Here is a 20,646-nt window from a genome sequence, read left to right as displayed (position 1 = left end):
GAGAGAAAAAAAAGAGTCAAGAAAGAAGTGATCCAAAACGCTTTTTAATTCGTTAGTAAATCTAACAAATGGGGGAAATTATCATGACTATTAATGTTGGCATCAGTTCTTGTGTTATCGGAGAAAGCGTTCGCTTTGATGGCGGACACAAAAGCAATAAATTCGCATCAAACGTATTATCACCCTACTTTAATTACATACCAATCTGCCCAGAAGTAGGCAGCGGTATGTCTGTTCCACGACCAACCATCAGATTAATGACAAACGATGAACGCATCGCCTTAGTTGATTCTAAGGATTCAAGCATTGATTATACGGATTCCATGCTTGAATTCTCAAATAAAACCGTTGATGCCCTAATGGATGCAAATCTATGTGGTTACATTGTTTGTGCCAATTCACCAAGCTGTGGCATGGAACGCGTTAAAGTTTACAGTAAGAACAATGCCACTAAAAATGGCGTTGGCTTGTATACCGGAACGCTAATGAAAAAAATGCCGTGGTTACCTGTTGAAGAAGACGGTCGATTAAATGATCCCGTTTTAAAAGAAAACTTCATTACACGTGTTTTTTGCTTACACGATTTATATCAATCTATGGATGGACAACCTACCGCAGGAAAAATTGTCGCTTTCCATTCTCGTTATAAATACACATTAATGTCCCACTCTACTGTCGGCTATAAAAACCTTGGTAAATTAGTGGCTCGTGTTGCTGAATACGATATTCACGAATTTTTCAATCTATACCGAACTCAGCTAATGCAAACCATGAGTATTCGAGCTACCCGTAAAAATAACACCAACGTATTAATGCACTTACAAGGTTATTTCAAGAAAGATCTAGATTCACCTCAGAAGCAGGCTTTAGCTGAGCTCATTCAAGAGTATAATCAAGGTTTATTGCCTTTATTGTCTCCTATCACTTTGATTAAACACCATTTAAGTATGCACAATAATGATTACTTAAAACAACAATCCTTCTTAAACCCTTACCCACAAGAGCTAAGATTACGCTATGGATTATAAACACAACTTACAATGTGTTTGGTTCCGACACGATTTGCGAACCATTGATAATCCGGCATTACAGGCTGCTATTGAGAATCAGCAGCCTACTTTTGCTCTATTTATTCATTCTGAATCTCAATGGAAAAGGCACAATAAAGCGCCGATTCAAATCGATTTAATCAAAAGGCGGTTAGTGGAATTAAAAAATGAATTAGAGCAACTCAATATTCCGTTGATCGTTATTTCTAGTCCTTTATTTTCAGAGATACCAGCAAAGATAACTGCGCTATTTAGTGAGCTCAGTGTTAATGCATTATTTGCAAACAAAGAATACGAGCATGATGAACGACTTCGTGATACTCAAGTATGCGAATCATTACTCAATACAAACTGCTCTCTTTTCGACGCCAAATGCATACTACCCGTTGGTACTATTATTAACCGAACTCAACAGCCTTATAAAGTGTTCACGCCATTTAAAAAAGCGTGGAAAGCCTCGTTTTATCAACAACAGCCACACATTACCAAAACCGGGAAATCCGTTCTGTGTGACCCCAAATTGATTAAAAAGCTATCCCTAAATAATGATGACTCTTTTGCTTTTTCATCTTCAAATGAAAGCGGAAGTTGGCCTGTTTCGACAAAAGCAATTATTGATATATTACGTCAATTTTGCCGTCAAAAAGTAAGCCAATACCATAACAATAGAGATTATCCCGAGATACAAGGCACAAGTCAGTTATCCCCTTATTTGGCCATCGGCGCTATATCAGCAAAGCAATGTGCGTTGCGTTTACACCTAGAAGCGAATTATGAATTAAATCAAGGAGAGGATATTTGGCTTGATGAGTTAATATGGCGTGAATTTTATACGCACCTACTTCATTTTTATCCTAATTTATCAAAAAATCAGGCATTTCTTTCTTATGATAAATACATTAAGTGGGATAACAACCTAGACAACTTTGAACGTTGGTGTAAAGGTGAAACGGGCTTCCCGATTGTTGATGCAGCAATGAAACAGTTAAATACCACAGGTTGGATGCATAATCGATTACGCATGATCACCGCCAGTTTTCTAGTTAAAGATTTACACATTGATTGGCGTTGGGGCGAACAATACTTTATGTCAAAGTTAATTGATGGTGATTTTGCATCGAACAATGGTGGTTGGCAATGGTGTGCGTCTGTTGGATGTGACAGCTCTCCTTACTTTCGCATCTTTAACCCAATAACTCAGGGGAAAAAGTTTGATGCAGATTGCACCTTTATTAAGCATTGGCTTCCTGAATTAAAAGCGCTGAGCAACAAAGAAATTCACCATCCTAATCCTGCACCGTTATTGAAATCGGATAACTATCCTGATCAAATTGTTGATCACGCTCAGCAAAGAATCAAAGTTATCGAGGTTTATAAGCAGGCAAAACAACTGGATATTGCAACTTAACCACGCTTGAGTATGATTAATACATCTATTACTAAGAGATGTATTAATCGATGCCTTTACCTTTTGTTCTCGCAGGTCCTATTGTTCGAAAATCCTCAGAAAGTGAAATTAATTTGTGGATTTCAACATCTCAAAAATTAACAGGGAAAGTACTCATTACTGTTAAAGGGCATCAGCAATGCTTCGATATAACCCCATCGCAAGGCATCCAATTAGGAACCAACGCATGGGTTTATCTTTTACATTGCCAAGCCACATTCCCTGCAAACGAAGCTATCTCTTACGATATTGATACTCAATATGGATTGCTCTCAAAACTATTACCTCATGCTCTGTATGATAATGAATCTTCATTTACACTCATCATCAAAAATACAGCCGACTACGTGTTACATGGCTCGTGCCGCAACCCACACTATGCAAGTAAAGACAGTTTAGTTATTGCTAATCAACAACATCAAGCGCAGCAACCAGAAGAAAGAGCAAGCCTATTGATGATGAGTGGTGACCAAATCTATGCCGATGATGTGGCAGGACCAATGCTTTACGCTATTCAGCAAGTGATACCTAAACTGGGCTTATTTGAAGAAACCTTGCCCCATTCTGAAATACAAAATTGCTCAGAACTCTTTGTGCACCCTCATAATTTGTATCATAGAGATAAAATCCTACCTCATTATGTAGAGAAGAATAATTTCTTATCTCGCTGTAATTTGTATCGCTCTCGTCCAATATTCAGTTCGACTAAGCATGAAAATCATTTAATAAGTATCTCTGAGTTCTTTGTTATGTACTTATTAGTATGGTCTCCAACGCTTTGGGAAACGATTTCTTTACCAGAAAAACACCCTAATTTAGACGGTAAATGGCAAAAGATGTGGCAGCAAGAGAAGCAACAAATTGATCTTTTTGTCGATGGACTAACTGATGCGCAGCAATTATTTGCGCACATACCTACTTATATGATTTTTGATGACCATGATGTTACTGACGATTGGAATCTAACCATTGGTTGGGAGAATGCCGTAAACGGCCATCCACTCGCCTCCCAAGTCATTGGTAATGGATTAATTAGCTACTTTCTCTGTCAAGGTTGGGGAAATAACCCAGAGCAGTTTGATGCTGAGTTTTTAGATGCATTTAGAGATCTTTTTTCTCAATATAACAATGAAGAACATCAAAAATTAATTTGGACTCTAACTCGCTTTGAACAATGGCATTACTCAATTCATACCACTCCGAAAGTTGTGGTTCTGGATACTCGTACTCGTCGTTGGCGATCAGAATCAAATACCAATAAACCTTCTGGATTAATGGATTGGGAGGCTTTACTCGATTTACAACATGAGTTAATTGATCAAGAGTCGATCATTATTGTGTCAGCGGCACCCATTTTTGGGGTTAAATTTATTGAAGCATTACAAAAAACCATGACATTACTAGGTCAACCTTTGGTTATTGATGCTGAAAACTGGATGGCACACCCAGGCTCTGCAAATACCTTACTGAGTATTTTAACTCACCCTAAAACACCACAAAACTTTGTTATTCTATCTGGCGATGTGCACTACTCATTTGCCTACGATATTAATGTACGTCACAGCAAATCAAGCCCTGATATTTACCAAATTACGTGCAGTGGATTCAAAAATGAATTCCCTAATGCTCTCTTACGTTTTTGTGATTTTATGGACCGTATTCTTTATAGTCCGCACTCACCTTTAAACTGGTTTACAAAGCGAAAAAATCTATTGGTATCAAAACGAGATCCATCAACATCAAATCAGCATAAGTTGATTAATCAAAGTGCGATTGGAGAGTTAAAGTTAGATGATAAAGGCAAGCCAACACAGATATCCATTCTAACTGCAGAAGGAAAATCTATCTCGTTCTTGCCTAAATAAACGCTAGAAAACTAGCTTGGGGAAATTAATCGTTGAGTGTTGCGTCTAAGTCGCACTCAACTTCCATTGAATTATGGAAATACAGACCGGCTTCAATTGCATCTAGCCATTCTAATTCCATCTCTTCACGATATTTTATGTTATCGAGATAATGATTACTCATCTATCATTTCCTTATTTGAGTATATGAGTGTTCTGATTATACAAACCTGCTATGACATTACTGTGACAGAGTTAAAACTACCATTCTGTAAATTTTAAATTTATCACACCTACTGAGAATGATTCTTATTTATATTGATAATCATTTCCATTTAACCTAAGCTATAGGTTTGTTATCTAATGAATTCTTATTATGAAATCCACACCACTACTGTCACTTATTTCATTACTGCTTTTGTCAGGATGTAGTCAAAACATTCACCAAAAGGCTGACGTTGAACCTTCTGTAGAGAGCTTTTACGATTACCAACTGCTTTCTCCTAGTAGTGACGTCATTGCGCTTACCTCTCTACCTGATGAAATACGCAATGCTGATGTTGTTTTGATTGGTGAATGGCACACACATGCGGGTGTCCATCGTTTCCAAACGGATTTATTTAAACAATTAGCGCAAGAAAACCCAAATTTAGCGTTATCGATGGAACAATTTACCCGTGATAAACAAGATATCCTCACTCAATATCTGTCTGGGGAAATTGGTGAACAAACCTTAATGAAAGAAGCGAACGCTTGGCCAAATTATGAAAGTGATTACCGTCCGTTAGTTGAATTAGCCAAATCTTATCAACGTGATGTTATTGCATCAAACGCGCCAAAACCGATTGTAAAATGTATCGGTCAGCAAGGTATTGATTATCTCAACAAACTCAATGACACCGAGCGTACATGGCTTGCCGCTAACATAGATACGGCTGATTCTGCATATAAAACGAAATTCTTTAATTCAATGCACCATGGAGATGAATCTCAAACCAAAAAGCAGTATGCCGCTCAAATAACATGGGACGCAACTATGGCTGAAAGTATTGTTAACTACATCGATCAACACCCAAATTCACAAGTCATGCATATTGCTGGTAAATTTCATATTGAAAACGGATTAGGTACCGCTGCGCAGATTCTAAAACTGAACCCAAACCTGAATGTGGTTGTGGTGACACCAACTGAAGCGATAAGCCCAGAGAGTATAGATTATCAATTAAAGGTATTAACACCGCCTAAGCGTTTCGTTAAAAAAGAGAACATGATGAACGCTTATAAAGATCTAAAAAACCGTAATAAAGATCTGGTGTGTAAATAATACCATTCTCAATAAATACCTAGCTAAAATGCAAAACCCAACGATGGAGTAAAAATGCCAATCGTTGGGAATCCTCTAAACTGCTTATTAAATAAATGCTTTATTGTAACCCACGGTCGTTAAGAACAAACTTGCGTAACTCACGCTCTTCTCTCATGACATATATGATATAAACAATATCATCTTCTGTTACTTTGTAGAAAATTCGACATGGTGGCAATACAAGCTCTCGATAATCCAAATGTGGTAATTCAGGAACACTACGACCAGATAATGGAAAGTTTTCTAAGTGCTCAACATTACGAAACACAGTTTGTACTAACGTTTTGGCAGCCAAGATATAATTTATAGCGATATATTCTGCAATTTCGTCCAAATCCAATAAAGCTGATTCAGTCCACTTAATTACAGCCATTTATTCATTTTCTCTTTTGCTAAGTCATGTGAAACAACACGATTATCTGAAATTGCTTTTTCACCGCGAGCTATACCTTCAAGGATTGCAATACGTTTTTGCATGAATTCATAGTCTTCAACGTCTAACAAATAAGCTGATGGTTGACCATGCTCTGTTATCAAAACAGGTTCTTTTGAAGCATGAAGCTCAGAAAGAATTTTGGTAGCTTGACGCTTTAATGTAGTAACTAATTCAACTTTCATGCTCTGTTTCCGTTATCAAAAGAATAAAGTATCACTATTGTATCACTTCATTGTCCATTGAGATAGTTCATGTCATACGACATAGATCGCTTTAATGAACTCTATTTTCTAAATCAAAAAACTAAATAAATACGTAAACCAATTATCTGCATTGTTATAACGCTCAATAAAAAAACCACCTACCTTTGACGGGGGAGTAAAAAGGTAAGTGGTTTTGGTATTCTTTAAGTGCGCTATTTTCGGATAACAAGTATGACTTCCCCGACTTGTATTCCCCATTTATAAATGGCGGTTTGATTGATCACCACTGACTCTGATATTTGATAAATCCAATCATCAAATTCAACTTCATACTGTGAATCATCCACCTCCAATACCATGGCATATTTCCAATGTAGCGCATTACCCGCACTCTCTCCGGTGGCTTGTTCAAGAATGTCATTGGCTTTTCCTGTATAGGTTTGGTTACCTAAATCTTGAATAACCCAAGTGCGATTTTGTTTTTCACCATCGTTAAATAAAAACTGTTCATCTAAAGTTAACGTGTTTTCTTTCCAACTGGCTTGCAAATCAACCGTGAATGTTCTTACTACTTTGCCATCAAATCCTTTTATTATTCCCTCTGCTTTTAAGTCACCCTGAAAAAAATCTTTCATTGAGAATGATGGGGTTACTTCAGCGTAATCACTGACCTCTTGAGATGAACACCCCATTAAAACGAAACTGAGCAGCACAAAAATAAGCTTTTTCATTACTCAGCTCCTATCAGTTCTAATCGCAGATCGGGATACGTTGTTTTTTCTGACACCCAAATATCCAAGAACAACTGTGAGAAATCGGAATTTGCGATGCTTCCTATGGGTTTATTGTTTAAAAAGAATGCATTGGTTCCGTTTTCATCAATAGTAAATACAAGTTTATCTTCTGGTTTCACATCTGGAAAAACGTTCTCTAATTGCTCTAACCAACTATTTAAGTCTGGATGGTTAATGGCTTGTTTTTGCCATTGCTCTTTTGTCGCTTTTATTAAGTTTTCTTTGGATATGTTACGGTAATACTCTATTTCTAATGCCTGTGGGTATTCACCATAAGTAAATTGACCTGATGAAGTAAAAAGTTGTGCCTGATAAACAGAAATAAGATACCAAGTTAATTCAGATTTACCGCTACTTTCTAACCCAGATAATGGCGCAGATTGAACACTACTTGTTATTAACAGCCCCGCTAGAATGAGCATGTTGATTTGCTTCGACATGTGAACTCCCCCTTTCCTGTATTCTTTGATTTATTCGTTTCTGAATAATAATAAATACGGGTAAATTGACAGCCCAGATCACCGCAACGGCAAATAAAGTGATATTTAATGAATAGACAAACTCAACACCGCCAAGTCGTTGTCCTGCAAGATAGTTTAAAGGCCCCGCAATGGCACCAAATAAAGAGATAGCGACGATATGAAAACGGCTTAACCATTTCAAGCTGTGATTTAACGCAATAGAGAAGTGAGCCCAAACCATAATTAACCAAATAGGAATAATGGCGTTATTGGCAAAAGAAAAGATATCGATTAACGATAAGAAGGAATCACTAATAACACCAATAATACCAATAACCGTGATCATCATGGCATCTTGTTTTCGACTTGGTGATACCCATAAATGGATCAATACTGAAAGTAATAAAAAAGGAATAGCTTGCTGCTTGTAAATGATAGCAGCAAGCCAGGCAAGCTGAAACCATACGGCATTAATCAGAGGGAAATAACGTTGCATGGCAGCCTCCTAAACGATAATTTGCAAACATTAATCTATAAAAATCACTTGCAAAAATTTACTAACAATCTATATCAATGGACTTAAATAACACCATGTTGTGGTTTTGCGGCAACAAGGTGAACAGTACTGATTTTTCTTTCAAGAAACCCACCCTCGCAATAACATAAATAGAATTTCCAAAGACGAATAAAGTCATCACCATATCCCATCTCTTTTAACTCGCCGGCAGATTTATCAAAACGTTGATACCAGTGATTCAATGTTTTGGCGTAATCCAACCCAATATCATGCAGTGAAGTGATCACCATATCCGTGTTCTCAGCCACTTTATTTGCCATGACGCTCACAGAAGGTAAACACCCACCAGGGAAAATGTATCGCTGAATAAAATCAACACTCTTACGGTATTTGTCATAGCGTTGGTCAGAGATGGTAATTGCTTGAATAAGCATCTTTCCTTCCGGCTTTAGATGCTGGCTACACACATCAAAGAAAGTGCTTAAATATTCGTGTCCTACTGCTTCTATCATTTCAATCGACACTAACTTGTCGTATTGACCTTCTAAAGTACGGTAATCTTGTTTTAACAAGGTAATTGAGTCTTCCAAACCCAACTGTTTCACTCGCTGCTCGGCATACTCGTATTGAGCGTCTGATATGGTTGTGGTTGTGACTTTCACGCCATAATGCTGTGCAGCATAAATGGCTAATGCTCCCCAGCCTGTTCCGATCTCAAGAAGAGTTTCACCGGGTTTTAGCTCCAAGCGATCACAAATGGTTTGTAACTTAAATAACTGTGCTTCTTCCAAATTGGCTTCTTGATGTGGATAAATGGCACTTGAATACAGCATTTCTTTATCAAGGAATGTTTTATACATTTCATTCCCTAAATCATAATGAGCCAGTATGTTTTTCTTCGAACCATGCTCGGTATTCTTATTGCGTTTATGGTTTAACAAGTCGAAAAATTGAATAATTTTACTAAAACTGTTTTCAACTCTGTCTAACACGCCCTGCTCACGACCTAACACTTGAATCACTTTGGTTAAGTTCGGACTTGTCCACCATCCAGCAACATAGGCTTCGCTGGCACCGATACCACCACCGAATAAAATTTTTCGATACGCTTGCGTATTATGAATCTCCACAACGGCTTCTAACGTTGCATCTGGATTTCCTAAAGTCACTTGGCCAATTTGATCGTAAATGGTTAAAGATGCTTGAGACATTTTTCCTAAATAGTCGATTAACACCTTTCTAGCTAACCCATCAATCCAGCTCATCGGTTCTACTTGTTGATTTTCTATCGAAACAGAATTCATTTGATTATTAGACATGGTTCCCCCTATTTTTCTGGATGAGGCACAAACGGTATTCGTTTTAAGCATAATTTCAGTGCCTGCCAGTAAATTCCATATACTATTTTTACGGTCATCATCGGAATTGAGATCACTTGTTGTTTAATATTTTTTGAATTAAATGGTTTTCTTGTCATAGAAATGGTCGCATCAAAGATTTTTTCTTGGTTTTTATTCAGACCACGATTTTCTAAATGCAATGAGAGGTGTTTATTGGGCGCTTTAACAAACCAATGATATTTCATATCTAAGTTTAAAAAAGGCGAAACATGAAAAGCTTTATCAATGATTTTATCGGAATCCATTTTTATTAAATAATAATGGGTTTGATTCCATGGCGTATTACTCACTTCCGCTAGCAAATAAGTCAATTGGTCATTTTTATCATAACAGTAATACAAATTGATTGGACTAAAATAGACGCCAAAACAGCGCACTTGGCCAACAAATAAAACTCGTGTTTGAAGTGATAAGCCACCAAGTTCTTCCACTTTATCCCACACCGCTTGTTTTAACGGTTGCTCTGCCTTACCAAGATAATCTGAACGGCGAAATGACAACGGTGAAAAGCGATTTTTCCTAAACCACCCAACGGACTCTGTTTGCTCTAACTCATCAAGATCTAAAGCAATAAAAAACATTTCATAGCTAAAACTGTGCTCACGTGTTTGAAAACGGCGATGTCTAACATCACCGTGATAAATACAGGAATGGATCAAATCTGCTTGATGCACACTCATAAACTTATCCCAAAGCGTTGGCACACATCTAACGCACTTCTTACTCCATCTTCATGAAATCCGTTGTACCAATAAGCACCAGCAAAGTGTGTATGATTATGTCCGCACACTTCTTCTCTACGTTGCTGAGCTTCTAATGTATCTAAATTAAATACTGGATGATCGTATTTATACATTCCTAATATTTTGTCTTTATGAATAAGCGGTGAATTATTCAACGTCACGCAAAAGGTGGTTTCTTTGGTTTCTAGACCTTGAAGAATATTCATATTATAGGTCACGCTAGAAGGACGATTTTTGTCGGTCACATCCAAATGATAATTCCATGCAGCCCATGCTCGCTTTTGCATAGGTAACAAGCTTTCATCCGTATGCAGCACCACTTCATTCTCTTGATAAGTCAGTTTTGATAGCACCTCTTTTTCTTGCTCTGAAATATCAGTTAGCATCGCTAGCGATTGGTCACTATGACAAGCTAAAATCACCTCATCAAATTCATGCTCGTGCTGATTATCAATGGTTAATGTCACTCCATTATCATGACGAACCACACCAGTAACAGGACTGTTAAGGTGGATATTATCTTTAAATGACTCAATCAAAGGGGCGATATAAGAATGCGAACCATTAGGAATAACATACCATTGTGGACGATTTGCTATGTCCAATAACCCATGATTATGGAAAAAACGAACAAAGAAATGCAACGGGAAGCTTTTCATATCTTGAAGGCTAGATGACCAAATTGCGGCTCCCATCGGTAAGATATAATGCTCAGCAAAATAGGTACTGTAATCATCTTCGTGCAACATATCACCCAAGGTACAGTCAGCATCAATATGATCTTGATGCCATAAGGCTTTACATTGCTTATTGAAACGTAGAATTTCACTAATCAATGAGAGAAATTTAGTATTAAAAATATTTGAACGTTGAGCAAATAACGTATTTAAATTATGTCCATTATATTCCAAACCTGAGATCACGTTTTTTACACTAAAACTCATTTCTGTTTCTTGCCCAGATAAGCCAAGTTGAGTTAACAGCTCAATAAAATTTGGATACGTTCTATTATTAAAAACGATAAATCCAGTATCAATATCCCACTCTTTTCCTTCCGCTTTTACTGTTTTTGTTGCAGTATGCCCACCAATATAATCATTGGCTTCAAATACAGTAACTTGATGCTCTCTACTTAATAAATGTGCGCAAACTAAGCCCGAAATACCTGTTCCAACTACGGCAATTTTTTTCATTTTCGTTTCATCCTTAAAGCCATCCATTGCCAAATACACGAAGGAAGCGCCCCCATCAAGATGAGAAAACGAGTAAAAGGAAATGGAAAATGAATGTGTTGTTTATTGTTATTAATTCCATTAATAATGTGATCAGCGGCTTTATCCGGCTCTATCAACATTGGCATGGGAAAATCATTTTTATCTGTTAATGGTGTTTTTACAAAACCAGGCGCAATAACACTGATGGTTAATCTTTCTTTTGGTATATCCAATTGCAGTGATTGCGCTAAATAATGAATAGCAGCCTTACTTGCTCCGTAAGCTTCAGCGCGTTGAAAGGGAACAAAAGCAGCACTTGAGCCCATTAACGCAAGATGACCTCTTTGGTTCATTTTAGGAAGTAATGCTTGCAAGCAATAACCAATAGAAATCACATTTGTATTGATGACTCGCTCAAATAACTCAGCATCAAATCCCATTGCATCATCAATGTATTCACAGGTGCCGGCATTAAGAATCGCAATATCTAAAGACTCAACCTCGGTAAGTACATCAATAATTGCATCATGATGATTCATATCAAATGCAATTTTAACTAACTTATCACTCTTCTCTGCATCAATAAGCGACGGTGATTTTAGGTACGCTTGGAAATTACGACCGCACGCATATACTTTGTCACCTGCTTGTAGGTACTTTTCAACTAAAGAAAGTCCAATTCCGGAAGTGGCTCCTGTGATTAATACATTTCTCATGCTTGCACCCTCTTTTTAATGAACTTAACCATAGGGCCAATAAGAGGCAAATGCTCGTAAACCATTTGTCCCATATCAAGAAAATCTCTGTGATAGAAAACTTTATCATTGAATTTAATATGAGAGACACCTTCAACACTGATGCTTTTACCTTTACCTATTTTTGGATGCTTGTAATTCATCGTCCAAAAAAGCGTCGCTTCACCTTGTGATAAATTAATGTCTTCAATGACATGATGAATGGTAAATTTGCATTCGATAAGGTTAGTGTACAGATGTGTGAAGTAATCGGTTAGTTCATCAATTCCATTAATTTCGTGGACAGCATCAATGAACTGAACGTCAGAAGAATAGATTTCTGAGAGATGGTGCAGTGTATGTTTGTTTAAACCGCCGTATAAAGCGATAAATTTTTGAATAAAGCCAGAATGATCCATATCTGTACTTCCTTTTATCTTAGTCATACACCTATATACGCTTAACGAAATATAAAAGATCACATCCTGTGATCTTTTATATTCATAATTTAAGTATGGTTGCTAATACAATAAATTTCCAATTGGATTGAATAACTTACTTAACCCTTGTTTAAAGTATAGTGGTGCATTTTGAACCGTGTAACACAAACAGCCTTCTGACGTTTTAGGGCTGTGGCTATTTGAAGCGTCTAGCCAAATAAAATCCCCTTTTTGATAATGACCAGATTCATCTTCAAAACTGCCATCGAGTAATAGGGTTAACTCAAATCCTTTGTGGGTATGATGAGGAATTTCACCACCGGGCTTAATATGAAGTAAGTTAGAACGCGTGTCTTGTTCCTCATTTAAACGAGTTCGACTCACTGCACCTAAATGATTCCATTTTAAGTTGTCGTATCGATGTAAAATGTAAGGAAGCTGATATTCTTTATCATCAATAAATAGTGTATATACAGGCTCTGGAGCTAAATAAGTTGGCTCTATTTCTAAGGCCATGATATTAGCTAACATAGAGTCGAAACCATCACTGTCACTTGCTTTCTCATTGGCTTCTTTTTCTTCTTTACTGCCTGTTGAATCCCATGTTTTGCTCGCAAGACGATTTGTAATAGCATCAAGTTTCTTTTGACACTGTGGACATAATTCACAGTGTAACGAAATAGCCACCGCTAATGATTCGGGTAAATCACCATTTGCATGAGAACTCAAAAGCTCATCTTTGGGATGGTAAGTGATCTTATTCATGCTCATACTCCTGACGCAATTTAGTTAACGCTAAGCGTAATCGAGATTTTATCGTTCCTATTGGCTCTGCAAGCTGTTCAGATAACTCTTGCTGAGTTAGCCCTTGCACATATAATCCTTCAATGACTATTCGTTGAGGTAATGGCAATAGCATGAGTGCTTTTTCAAGGTTCTTATTCTCGAGGAAATCAACCGAATGAGTTTCAACTTGTTTGTCGTATAGTGGCCACAAATCCTCACTAATTGTATCTTCTTTATTAGTTTGAATTTTTCTTAACATATCGAAGCTATGGTTACGCATAATAGTAAAAATCCAACCTGAGGCATTGCCTTTACTACGATTGAATAATGTGGCTTTTCGCCAAACTAACGTCATCGTTTCTTGAACTAAGTCCATTGCTAAACTTTGATCATTAAATCGTTTTAAACCATACATTTTGATCTTAGGAGCAAATCACTTAAAAAGCTCAGCGAATGCAACTTTATCTTGCGTCTCACCGACTTTTCTTAACCAAGAATCTATTTGAACCGAACTGTCTTTGTCACTGTTCGGTCTATCTGCAATGCTCACTCGAGTGACAACCTCTACCTGTTGAATATGCATATCGACTCCCTCTATTTTTTATCTATTACGAGAGAGAGAATAAAAAAGATCACTATAAAATATAAAACATCTTATTTTGAGCATAGTTTAATGATCACAAAATCAGAAGAAAACTAAAAAAGTAATGATATAAATAAGTTAGCAAATTAAATGTACTTACAATTAATCAGTTGAATTATAGTCAAATTAAATAATAATGAATTTTTTTAACCGTGATTTTCTATGAAAAAATTCATTCTGCTTCTTCTAATTTCATTTTCTACATCTGTATACAGCTATGAATACGGTGATCCAGTCAAAGGAAAAGTAAAAGCGCCTAGTTGTATTTTCTGCCATGGTGAAACAGGTAAGGCAAGCAATAGTGCGTACCCTAATTTGGATATGCAAAATGAAATGTATCTATATTTATCGATGAAGTCCTATCAAAACGATGAAAGGAAAGGCCCTCTTGCACAAATGATGAAGGCCCAATTACAACGATTAAACGATCAAGATTTAAGAGACATTGCCGCTTTCTATGCAAAGGCATCTAAAAGCGAAAACAAATAATCGATTTCTTCTATGGTGTTGTAATGCATAAAGCCAATGCGGACAACACCTCCTCGCTCATAAAAACCTAGCTGTTTAATTAAACCAATTGCATAAAAATGTCCGCTCCATACACATACATTATATTCCGCCAATATTTTTGCTATCTTTTCAGGCTTTATCCCATCAATACGAAGTGCAAACGTTGGAGTGCGCTCAGACAATTTATTCTTATCAGTAATACCATATAAACGAATCCACGGACGTACAGCGAGTTTATTTAAAAAATGCTGTGTTAATTCATCTTCATGTATTTGGTACTGTTCAAAGCTCTTTTTCAACCTATCCCTTAAAGAAAGGGACTCATCTCCCCATTGAGCCAAGTATTCAACAGCACTCGTTAAGCCCGCTAAAGCCTCAAAACTTTGAGTTCCCGTTTCAAATCGACCGGGTCCAACATTTATCGCTGGCTCAACTTTATAGGGGGATAAAGCGTACATCCATTTTGGCGATACATAAGCAATGCCCACATGAGGCCCAAAAAATTTATATGCCGAACACGCTAAAAAGTCACATCCAAGCGCTTGAACATCAATAAGATGATGTGGGGCATAATGAACAGCATCCACATAAACCATGGCGTTCACTTGATGTGCTGCTTCAACGATCGATTTCACATCAACAATTGATCCTGTGGTGTTAGACGCATAAGTGGTTGCGACTAATTTTGTTTTTTCTGTTAACAATGAATAGAAGTGATCCATATCCAAAGTACAGTCATCTTCATTAACTCTTACTTGGTGAACAATCACCCCTTTATCTTCTGCAGCTTGCTGCCAACTTGATACGTTTGAATAGTGATCAAGTGCCGTAACAATAATCTCATCCCCTCTTTTCCAGTCTCGGCTAATAGATCGACTCAGCTGAAAAGTAAGTGAAGTCATATTAGGGCCAAAGATGATGTTTTCTTCGCTCTTCGCATTGAGCAATGCCGCACAAGAAAGTCGAGCTTGATTTAATACATCATTCGTATTTTTACTGGAAAAAAAGTGTCCGCCCAAGTTTGAATTGAAAAAACCAAGATAGTGAGACATGGAATCAATCACCCTTTGAGGCACTTGTGATCCACCCGGCCCATCAAAAAAAATAACGGGTTTATTGTCTACCTCTTGCGTTAAAGAAAGGAACTGCGTTCTAACGTTATTAGGAGTGAAATTCATCAACATTATCCTTAGCGGTTAAAACAAAAACATCCATATGACCTTCTTTCTGCTGATCAATTAAACGGATTGGTTTACCGTTGTGCCAAAGTTTTCTATCGTCAACAAGGGCAACATCACCATCTGCTAAGATCTTCTTAAAGAATGGCGTTTCATCAGAATTTTCATAAACTAATAATTCTCCACCTTCTATATTGGAGCGATCGATACCAATAATGGCAATGTGGTCGAAACCATCTTGGTGCACACCCTCTGGCGCTATTTCAGTTTCATCATATATCGCAGCAATGCGCATTTGATGAATTTCAATTTCTTGTCCATTTGGAAGATCATTTAAATCCATAAATATCTGGCACATTTCTAACATACCATCACTATGTAGAATACCTGACTCTATGGCTTCAAACTCACGAAGAACATCACCTTGAAAATGATTAATATCTTCGCTTTGAACAAAATTATGCTTATTAGTTTCGATAATTTTTTCATTAACAATACGGATAACTGAATACCGTCGTAAACGATAATTACCATCTGCATAAGTTGTTTTTGGAAGACCAGAAAAGGAAGGAGCAAGTTGATGAACAGCATCATGACTCAAATGAGTAAGCTGTAATGACATTTCGTGTGAGTGATACATAATGCCTCCTGCATAATATATTTAACAATTAAGTTACACTTTATTATTTACGCAGAAATCCTGATAAATCAAACTAAACAGTTATTTCATTTACTCAAATATATAAAATTAAGATATAAATTCAATATTATTAATTTATTTAGTCATTAACACCAAGCAGAGCCAACCTAAAGATAAAATAACAACATCCTTCACTAAATTAACGCTAACATTATAATTTAAAAGGTATTTATTTTGGCTGAGTCTGCTTATTCCACAATAAGACCAATAACATACTTATTGTTATCACTAAATAAAATATGCCTAAATTTACTTGGTCCGTTACCCAGTTTTTTACTAAATAGCCACCTAAAAGACCGGAAAGACACATTTGAACTGAGCCTGATAGCGCGGAGATAGTTCCTACTTTATGTGTATGGGGGGCAAGTAATAAATTGATAGATAATGGAAAGCTGATCCCTTGTGCTATTGCAAGTAAAGTAAACGCAAAAACCAGTGAAAAAATGGACGTTGAAGCGAAAAGTAACCATAAACCCGAGATAGTCATAATCACTAACGCTAAGCTCATTAATTGATTTATCGACCATCGTTTATTTAAACTATTAAGCAAAAAGCTTCCCATCATAAGCCCAGCAGATGGGATGATCATGGTTTGACCATATTCTGCTGCGGTTAATCCAAAGCCGTCTTGTAGTAAAAATGGCAAAAGAGAAACGGAAACCAAACTTGCGAGATAACTTACCCAATTTAAACCTGCACTAGAGATAATTTGAGGGTTTCTAATTAATGCAGCGTAATCTCGTAACGTCTGAGTAATACTGAACTTTTGAGGCGCATAAGGTAACGTTTCAGGCAAAATAAAATAACCGATTACTAATATTGAAATTAGATAAATAAGTACAAAGCCAAAAACCCATTGCCAACTAAAGTGCCATGCAATCCATCCTCCAATAACAGGAGCAAGAATAGGTAAAATAGATGCAGTAATCGATATGTAAGACATAGCTTTAGTTAGGTGGTAACCACTATAACTATCTCGTAAAACACTCCGCCCTAATACAGATGCACTACCAGCACCCAACCCTTGTAATAAGCGACCTAAGACTAATGCCGTAAAATTATCGGTCATTGTGAAGCAAAGTAACGTACCAACTAAATACACGCCCTGACCTAATATAAAAATAGGACGTCTTCCTAACGCATCAGATAATGGGCCATAAAATAGCTGTGAACCACCAAATCCGACCAAAAATAACGTCACAAGTAACTGAACATCAGCAGAAGATATACCCAGTTCTTGACTAATAAGTGGTAAAGAAGGCAAATAGATACTTACACCGACTTGCCCCGTAGCGATGATCATCATAGCTAAAAGCAAAGGTGTTTTATTTAATCGGCTTGGTGACAATGTATTCGTATTATTTTTATTCATAGTGTTAGTTTACATTGACCCTATATAAATGATAATAGACTATATAGGAATCACATTAATTCCTAACAGGACTGAATTATGGATTGGATTGAGAGCGTTAAAAGCTATATCAAAGTCGTTGAAGAAGGCAGTTTTAATGCAGCGGCCTACCAACTAAATACTTCGGGTTCAGCAATTAGTAAACGTATTAATTGGCTTGAAGAGCGTGTTGGAGTTCAACTCTTAACACGAACCACACGTTCTGTTCATCAAACAGAAGCAGGGCTGCTTTTTTATCAACGAGCAAGATTACAGTTAGATCAATGGCAACACCTAGTTGATGAAACACGTGCCATAAACCAAACTCCTGCAGGACTATTAAAGATCGGCGCAACACTTGCAGTTGGATCCAAATTTATCATTAAATATCTTGATGAATTCTTAGCCACTTATCCAAAAATCAAAGTTCAACTAATTACGACTCTTCCAGGACAAGTTCCTGAGCATAATGTCGATGTGTTTATCAGCCGTGAGTTAGAGCAACTCAATACGTTTAGCTACAAAGCTACGCATTTATTTGAGCATCACTCTGGTTTTTTCGCTTCTAAAGATTATCTCGATAAATATGGGACACCAAGTAACATTAATGAACTAAAGAAACACAATATGCTCATTTGGGGTGAACGACCAATAAGGGAAATTAAGTTAGCTAACAATAAAAGAGTTACGTTACGTGGTAACTTTGCAACCACCAACCCTGAAGCATTATTTCATGCAGCAAAGCGAGGTATGGGGATATTATTAACCAGCCAGCAAATGGTTATAGATGATCTTCAATCTGGTGCATTAGTTCCTATTCTTCCAGACATTACGGCCGACCATACTAGAGTAAATGCGTATTACCCTACTTTAGATTATGAGCACACAAGAACTCAATTATTCATTAAATATCTAAAAACTAAATTAAGTTGAACTTGCATCACATTATTAACCAGAAGGATGTATTGCATTAGATTATAAATTCCGTACTCTGTGCCTCTATCTTTGTTGATTAAGTTGTAAGTAAATGAATACGGCAATTCTTTGGGCGTTCATCCCCACTTTCTTTTTTGTATCTGTAACTCCAGGTATGTGTATGACCTTAGCACTAAGCCTTGGAATGAGTATTGGATATAAACGTACACTTTGGATGATGATTGGAGAACTGATTGGTGTAGCACTTGTTGCTGTATCTGCCGTATTAGGCGTTGCTGCAATTATGCTGAATTATCCGTGGTTATTTACAATTTTTAAAGCCATTGGAGCGAGTTATCTAGCCTATATAGGTATACAAATGTGGCGCTCTAAGGGGAAACTCGCCATGTCAGGTGAGCAAACCGAAGTCGTGAAAGGTAAAGATTGGGATTTAGTTGTTCAGGGGTTTGTTACAGCGATTGCAAATCCGAAAGGTTGGGCATTTATGATATCTTTATTACCACCGTTTATTGATGGCAATCATGCAATTGCACCACAATTACTGGCTTTGGTCTCAATTATCTTGATGTGTGAATTTCTGTGTATGACACTTTATGCGGTTGGCGGGAAAGGGTTAAAGCGTGTTCTTGGACAATCAAATAACGTCAAAATCATGAATAGAATTGCCGGTAGCTTGATGATTGGTGTTTCAGTATGGTTATTCATGAGCTAAGTTTGATTTACACTCAATAATACAAATCGATGCTAGTTCTTCATCACTAGAGCTAGCATATCCAATTCTTCATCAGTAAGAATTGCATTATCTACTCGTTCACTATCTGCCGTTTTTTCTTTCAGTTTTTGACTTACCATTGACTGAAGATTGCGCAGTTGTTGTATACTTAAACTGTTCAATTCAATTTTTACGCTTTCTTGATGATTCATAAATATTCCCATTCATTTTTCGTTAATCATTGACAATATTAATAGTAGTTTCCTTTTTCCTACACATTGTCAGACAAATGTAAAAGATAAAAGTTGCAAAAATAAGTTAAACTGATCGCACTATTGTTATATGGAGGAAACAAATGCGCATTCAAGTAGATACACACACCCATACTTATGCTAGTGGCCACGCATACAGTACAATAATAGAAAATGCATTTGCTGCATCGCAACTCGGTCTACCTATGTTCTGTACAACCGACCATACCTCTTCCATGCCTGGCGCACCCCATTACTGGTTTTTTAATAACCAACGTGTTCTTCCTAGATTTATACATAACGTTGCGATCGTTCGTGGCTGTGAAGCGAATATTTGCAATGATGGTGAAATCGATATTCCACCTTCGGTTGATTCTCATCTCGATTGGGTTATTGCTAGCTTTCATGAGCCTGTATTTCCATCTAAAGATAGCCTAGTACACACTCAAGCATTGATCAAAGTAATACGTTCAAATCGAGTAGATGCTCTGGGACATTTAGGAAATCCAAATTTTGATTTCGATTTTGAGGCCGTTATTGCTTGTGCAGCAGAATATAATGTTGCTATAGAGCTAAATAACACCTCACTAAAAGGTGAAACTAGAATTGGAAGTATTGATCGCTGTTATGAAATAGCTAAAGTCGCAAAAAAACTAGGTGCATACGTAACAACGGGCAGTGATGCGCACTTCTGTGAGGACATTGGTAAATTTAGTAAAGTTGAACAACTTATTGATGATATTGATTTTCCACTGGATAAAGTGATTACCCATACACCTAAACAATTTTTAGACTTCTTGGCGCTTAGAGGAAGAGCTCCGATTGAAGAATTTAAAAAATTAATGGTTTAAATAAATTAATCAGGAAAGTGTATTAGCACTTTCCTGACTTA

At 36.9% G+C, this 20,646-nt stretch carries 26 protein-coding genes; 8 read left to right on the top strand and 18 right to left on the bottom strand.

Annotated features, from left to right (window positions below):
- Positions 1-83: 83 nt before the first annotated feature.
- The 3 genes from AVFI_RS17050 to AVFI_RS17040 are packed head-to-tail and all read left to right on the top strand — an operon-like array spanning position 84 to position 4,361.
- Entirely contained in the window at positions 84-1,028 is a 945-nt protein-coding gene (locus AVFI_RS17050; RefSeq protein WP_155653871.1) for a YbgA family protein, read from the top strand.
- Positions 1,018-2,457 carry a deoxyribodipyrimidine photo-lyase gene (gene phrB / locus AVFI_RS17045; RefSeq protein ID WP_188863649.1) on the top strand — a complete coding sequence of 480 codons (1,440 nt, stop codon included), beginning with the start codon at positions 1,018-1,020 and terminating at the stop codon, positions 2,455-2,457. Before AVFI_RS17050 ends, phrB begins: the two co-directional genes overlap by 11 nt.
- 50 nt (positions 2,458-2,507) lie before the next feature.
- Complete coding sequence (locus AVFI_RS17040; protein WP_188863648.1) at positions 2,508-4,361, top strand: metallophosphoesterase family protein; 1,854 nt, start codon at positions 2,508-2,510, stop codon at positions 4,359-4,361.
- A 25-nt stretch (positions 4,362-4,386) separates the two neighbouring features.
- Here the strand turns inward: AVFI_RS17040 and AVFI_RS17035 are convergent, their stop codons facing one another.
- A complete protein-coding gene (locus AVFI_RS17035; protein WP_012535300.1) occupies positions 4,387-4,524 on the bottom strand; it encodes a hypothetical protein in 138 nt (45 codons plus the stop codon).
- Between the two features lie 192 nt (positions 4,525-4,716).
- Between AVFI_RS17035 and AVFI_RS17030 the strand changes: the two genes are divergently transcribed.
- Complete coding sequence (locus AVFI_RS17030; RefSeq protein WP_054775738.1) at positions 4,717-5,664, top strand: ChaN family lipoprotein; 948 nt, start codon at positions 4,717-4,719, stop codon at positions 5,662-5,664.
- A gap of 100 nt (positions 5,665-5,764) precedes the next feature.
- On the opposite strand, the gene AVFI_RS17025 is transcribed toward AVFI_RS17030, so the two are convergent.
- The 13 genes from AVFI_RS17025 to AVFI_RS16965 all read right to left on the bottom strand — a co-directional run bounded on the left by AVFI_RS17025 (position 5,765) and on the right by AVFI_RS16965 (position 14,017).
- Positions 5,765-6,079: a type II toxin-antitoxin system RelE/ParE family toxin gene (locus AVFI_RS17025; protein ID WP_054775737.1), complete on the bottom strand. Its 315-nt coding sequence runs from the start codon at positions 6,077-6,079 to the stop codon at positions 5,765-5,767.
- Positions 6,070-6,324 (bottom strand): type II toxin-antitoxin system Phd/YefM family antitoxin, encoded by a 255-nt coding sequence (locus AVFI_RS17020; protein ID WP_012535573.1) that lies wholly within the window; start codon positions 6,322-6,324, stop codon positions 6,070-6,072. Before AVFI_RS17020 ends, AVFI_RS17025 begins: the two co-directional genes overlap by 10 nt.
- Before the next feature lie 233 nt (positions 6,325-6,557).
- On the bottom strand, positions 6,558-7,076 hold the full coding sequence (locus AVFI_RS17015; RefSeq protein WP_054775736.1) for a DUF3833 domain-containing protein: 519 nt from the start codon (positions 7,074-7,076) through the stop codon (positions 6,558-6,560).
- Entirely contained in the window at positions 7,076-7,579 is a 504-nt protein-coding gene (locus AVFI_RS17010) for a chalcone isomerase family protein (protein WP_041941211.1), read from the bottom strand. Before AVFI_RS17010 ends, AVFI_RS17015 begins: the two co-directional genes overlap by 1 nt.
- Positions 7,527-8,096, bottom strand: coding sequence for a DUF2878 domain-containing protein (locus AVFI_RS17005; RefSeq protein ID WP_012535183.1), 570 nt, complete (start codon positions 8,094-8,096; stop codon positions 7,527-7,529). Before AVFI_RS17005 ends, AVFI_RS17010 begins: the two co-directional genes overlap by 53 nt.
- Before the next feature lie 83 nt (positions 8,097-8,179).
- Positions 8,180-9,421 (bottom strand): class I SAM-dependent methyltransferase, encoded by a 1,242-nt coding sequence (locus AVFI_RS17000; protein ID WP_373367049.1) that lies wholly within the window; start codon positions 9,419-9,421, stop codon positions 8,180-8,182.
- Between the two features lie 23 nt (positions 9,422-9,444).
- A complete protein-coding gene (locus tag AVFI_RS16995; RefSeq protein ID WP_188863647.1) occupies positions 9,445-10,197 on the bottom strand; it encodes a DUF1365 domain-containing protein in 753 nt (250 codons plus the stop codon).
- Positions 10,194-11,453: an NAD(P)/FAD-dependent oxidoreductase gene (locus AVFI_RS16990; protein WP_188863646.1), complete on the bottom strand. Its 1,260-nt coding sequence runs from the start codon at positions 11,451-11,453 to the stop codon at positions 10,194-10,196. Before AVFI_RS16990 ends, AVFI_RS16995 begins: the two co-directional genes overlap by 4 nt.
- Positions 11,450-12,190: an SDR family NAD(P)-dependent oxidoreductase gene (locus AVFI_RS16985; RefSeq protein WP_012535541.1), complete on the bottom strand. Its 741-nt coding sequence runs from the start codon at positions 12,188-12,190 to the stop codon at positions 11,450-11,452. The genes AVFI_RS16990 and AVFI_RS16985 overlap by 4 nt, the downstream gene beginning before the upstream one ends.
- Positions 12,187-12,627 (bottom strand): nuclear transport factor 2 family protein, encoded by a 441-nt coding sequence (locus AVFI_RS16980; protein WP_012535096.1) that lies wholly within the window; start codon positions 12,625-12,627, stop codon positions 12,187-12,189. The genes AVFI_RS16985 and AVFI_RS16980 overlap by 4 nt, the downstream gene beginning before the upstream one ends.
- Positions 12,628-12,729: 102 nt before the next feature.
- Complete coding sequence (locus AVFI_RS16975) at positions 12,730-13,413, bottom strand: ChrR family anti-sigma-E factor (RefSeq protein WP_188863645.1); 684 nt, start codon at positions 13,411-13,413, stop codon at positions 12,730-12,732.
- Positions 13,406-13,849: a sigma-70 family RNA polymerase sigma factor gene (locus AVFI_RS16970; protein WP_236782085.1), complete on the bottom strand. Its 444-nt coding sequence runs from the start codon at positions 13,847-13,849 to the stop codon at positions 13,406-13,408. The genes AVFI_RS16975 and AVFI_RS16970 overlap by 8 nt, the downstream gene beginning before the upstream one ends.
- Before the next feature lie 18 nt (positions 13,850-13,867).
- Entirely contained in the window at positions 13,868-14,017 is a 150-nt protein-coding gene (locus tag AVFI_RS16965) for a hypothetical protein (protein WP_236782084.1), read from the bottom strand.
- Between the two features lie 222 nt (positions 14,018-14,239).
- Here AVFI_RS16965 and AVFI_RS16960 point away from each other — a divergent pair, with 222 nt between their 5' ends.
- Positions 14,240-14,566: a c-type cytochrome gene (locus tag AVFI_RS16960; protein ID WP_017018789.1), complete on the top strand. Its 327-nt coding sequence runs from the start codon at positions 14,240-14,242 to the stop codon at positions 14,564-14,566.
- On the opposite strand, the gene AVFI_RS16955 is transcribed toward AVFI_RS16960, so the two are convergent.
- The 3 genes from AVFI_RS16955 to AVFI_RS16945 all read right to left on the bottom strand — a co-directional run bounded on the left by AVFI_RS16955 (position 14,533) and on the right by AVFI_RS16945 (position 17,837).
- Complete coding sequence (locus tag AVFI_RS16955) at positions 14,533-15,765, bottom strand: cysteine desulfurase-like protein (protein ID WP_188863644.1); 1,233 nt, start codon at positions 15,763-15,765, stop codon at positions 14,533-14,535. The genes AVFI_RS16960 and AVFI_RS16955 overlap by 34 nt on opposite strands.
- Complete coding sequence (locus AVFI_RS16950) at positions 15,749-16,405, bottom strand: 2OG-Fe dioxygenase family protein (protein ID WP_005423158.1); 657 nt, start codon at positions 16,403-16,405, stop codon at positions 15,749-15,751. The genes AVFI_RS16955 and AVFI_RS16950 overlap by 17 nt, the downstream gene beginning before the upstream one ends.
- Before the next feature lie 229 nt (positions 16,406-16,634).
- Positions 16,635-17,837, bottom strand: a complete 1,203-nt coding sequence (locus tag AVFI_RS16945) for a multidrug effflux MFS transporter (protein ID WP_188863643.1) — start codon at positions 17,835-17,837, stop codon at positions 16,635-16,637.
- 78 nt (positions 17,838-17,915) lie between these two features.
- On the opposite strand from AVFI_RS16945, the gene AVFI_RS16940 reads away from it, so the two are divergent.
- Positions 17,916-18,788, top strand: coding sequence for a LysR family transcriptional regulator (locus AVFI_RS16940; RefSeq protein WP_017018793.1), 873 nt, complete (start codon positions 17,916-17,918; stop codon positions 18,786-18,788).
- A gap of 94 nt (positions 18,789-18,882) precedes the next feature.
- Positions 18,883-19,503, top strand: a complete 621-nt coding sequence (locus AVFI_RS16935) for a LysE family translocator (protein ID WP_005423161.1) — start codon at positions 18,883-18,885, stop codon at positions 19,501-19,503.
- Between the two features lie 32 nt (positions 19,504-19,535).
- Here AVFI_RS16935 and AVFI_RS16930 read toward each other — a convergent pair whose 3' ends face one another.
- The gene (locus AVFI_RS16930; RefSeq protein ID WP_005423162.1) at positions 19,536-19,715 is read right to left on the bottom strand and encodes a hypothetical protein; all 180 of its coding nucleotides are present in this window, start codon (positions 19,713-19,715) and stop codon (positions 19,536-19,538) included.
- Between the two features lie 143 nt (positions 19,716-19,858).
- Between AVFI_RS16930 and AVFI_RS16925 the strand changes: the two genes are divergently transcribed.
- Positions 19,859-20,605 carry a phosphatase gene (locus tag AVFI_RS16925; protein WP_065603673.1) on the top strand — a complete coding sequence of 249 codons (747 nt, stop codon included), beginning with the start codon at positions 19,859-19,861 and terminating at the stop codon, positions 20,603-20,605.
- Positions 20,606-20,646: the final 41 nt, after the last annotated feature.

The sequence above is a fragment of the Aliivibrio fischeri ATCC 7744 = JCM 18803 = DSM 507 genome (assembly GCF_023983475.1).
Classification (GTDB): Bacteria; Pseudomonadota; Gammaproteobacteria; order Enterobacterales; family Vibrionaceae; genus Aliivibrio; species Aliivibrio fischeri.
This window is presented reverse-complemented; position numbering and strand designations above follow the sequence as displayed.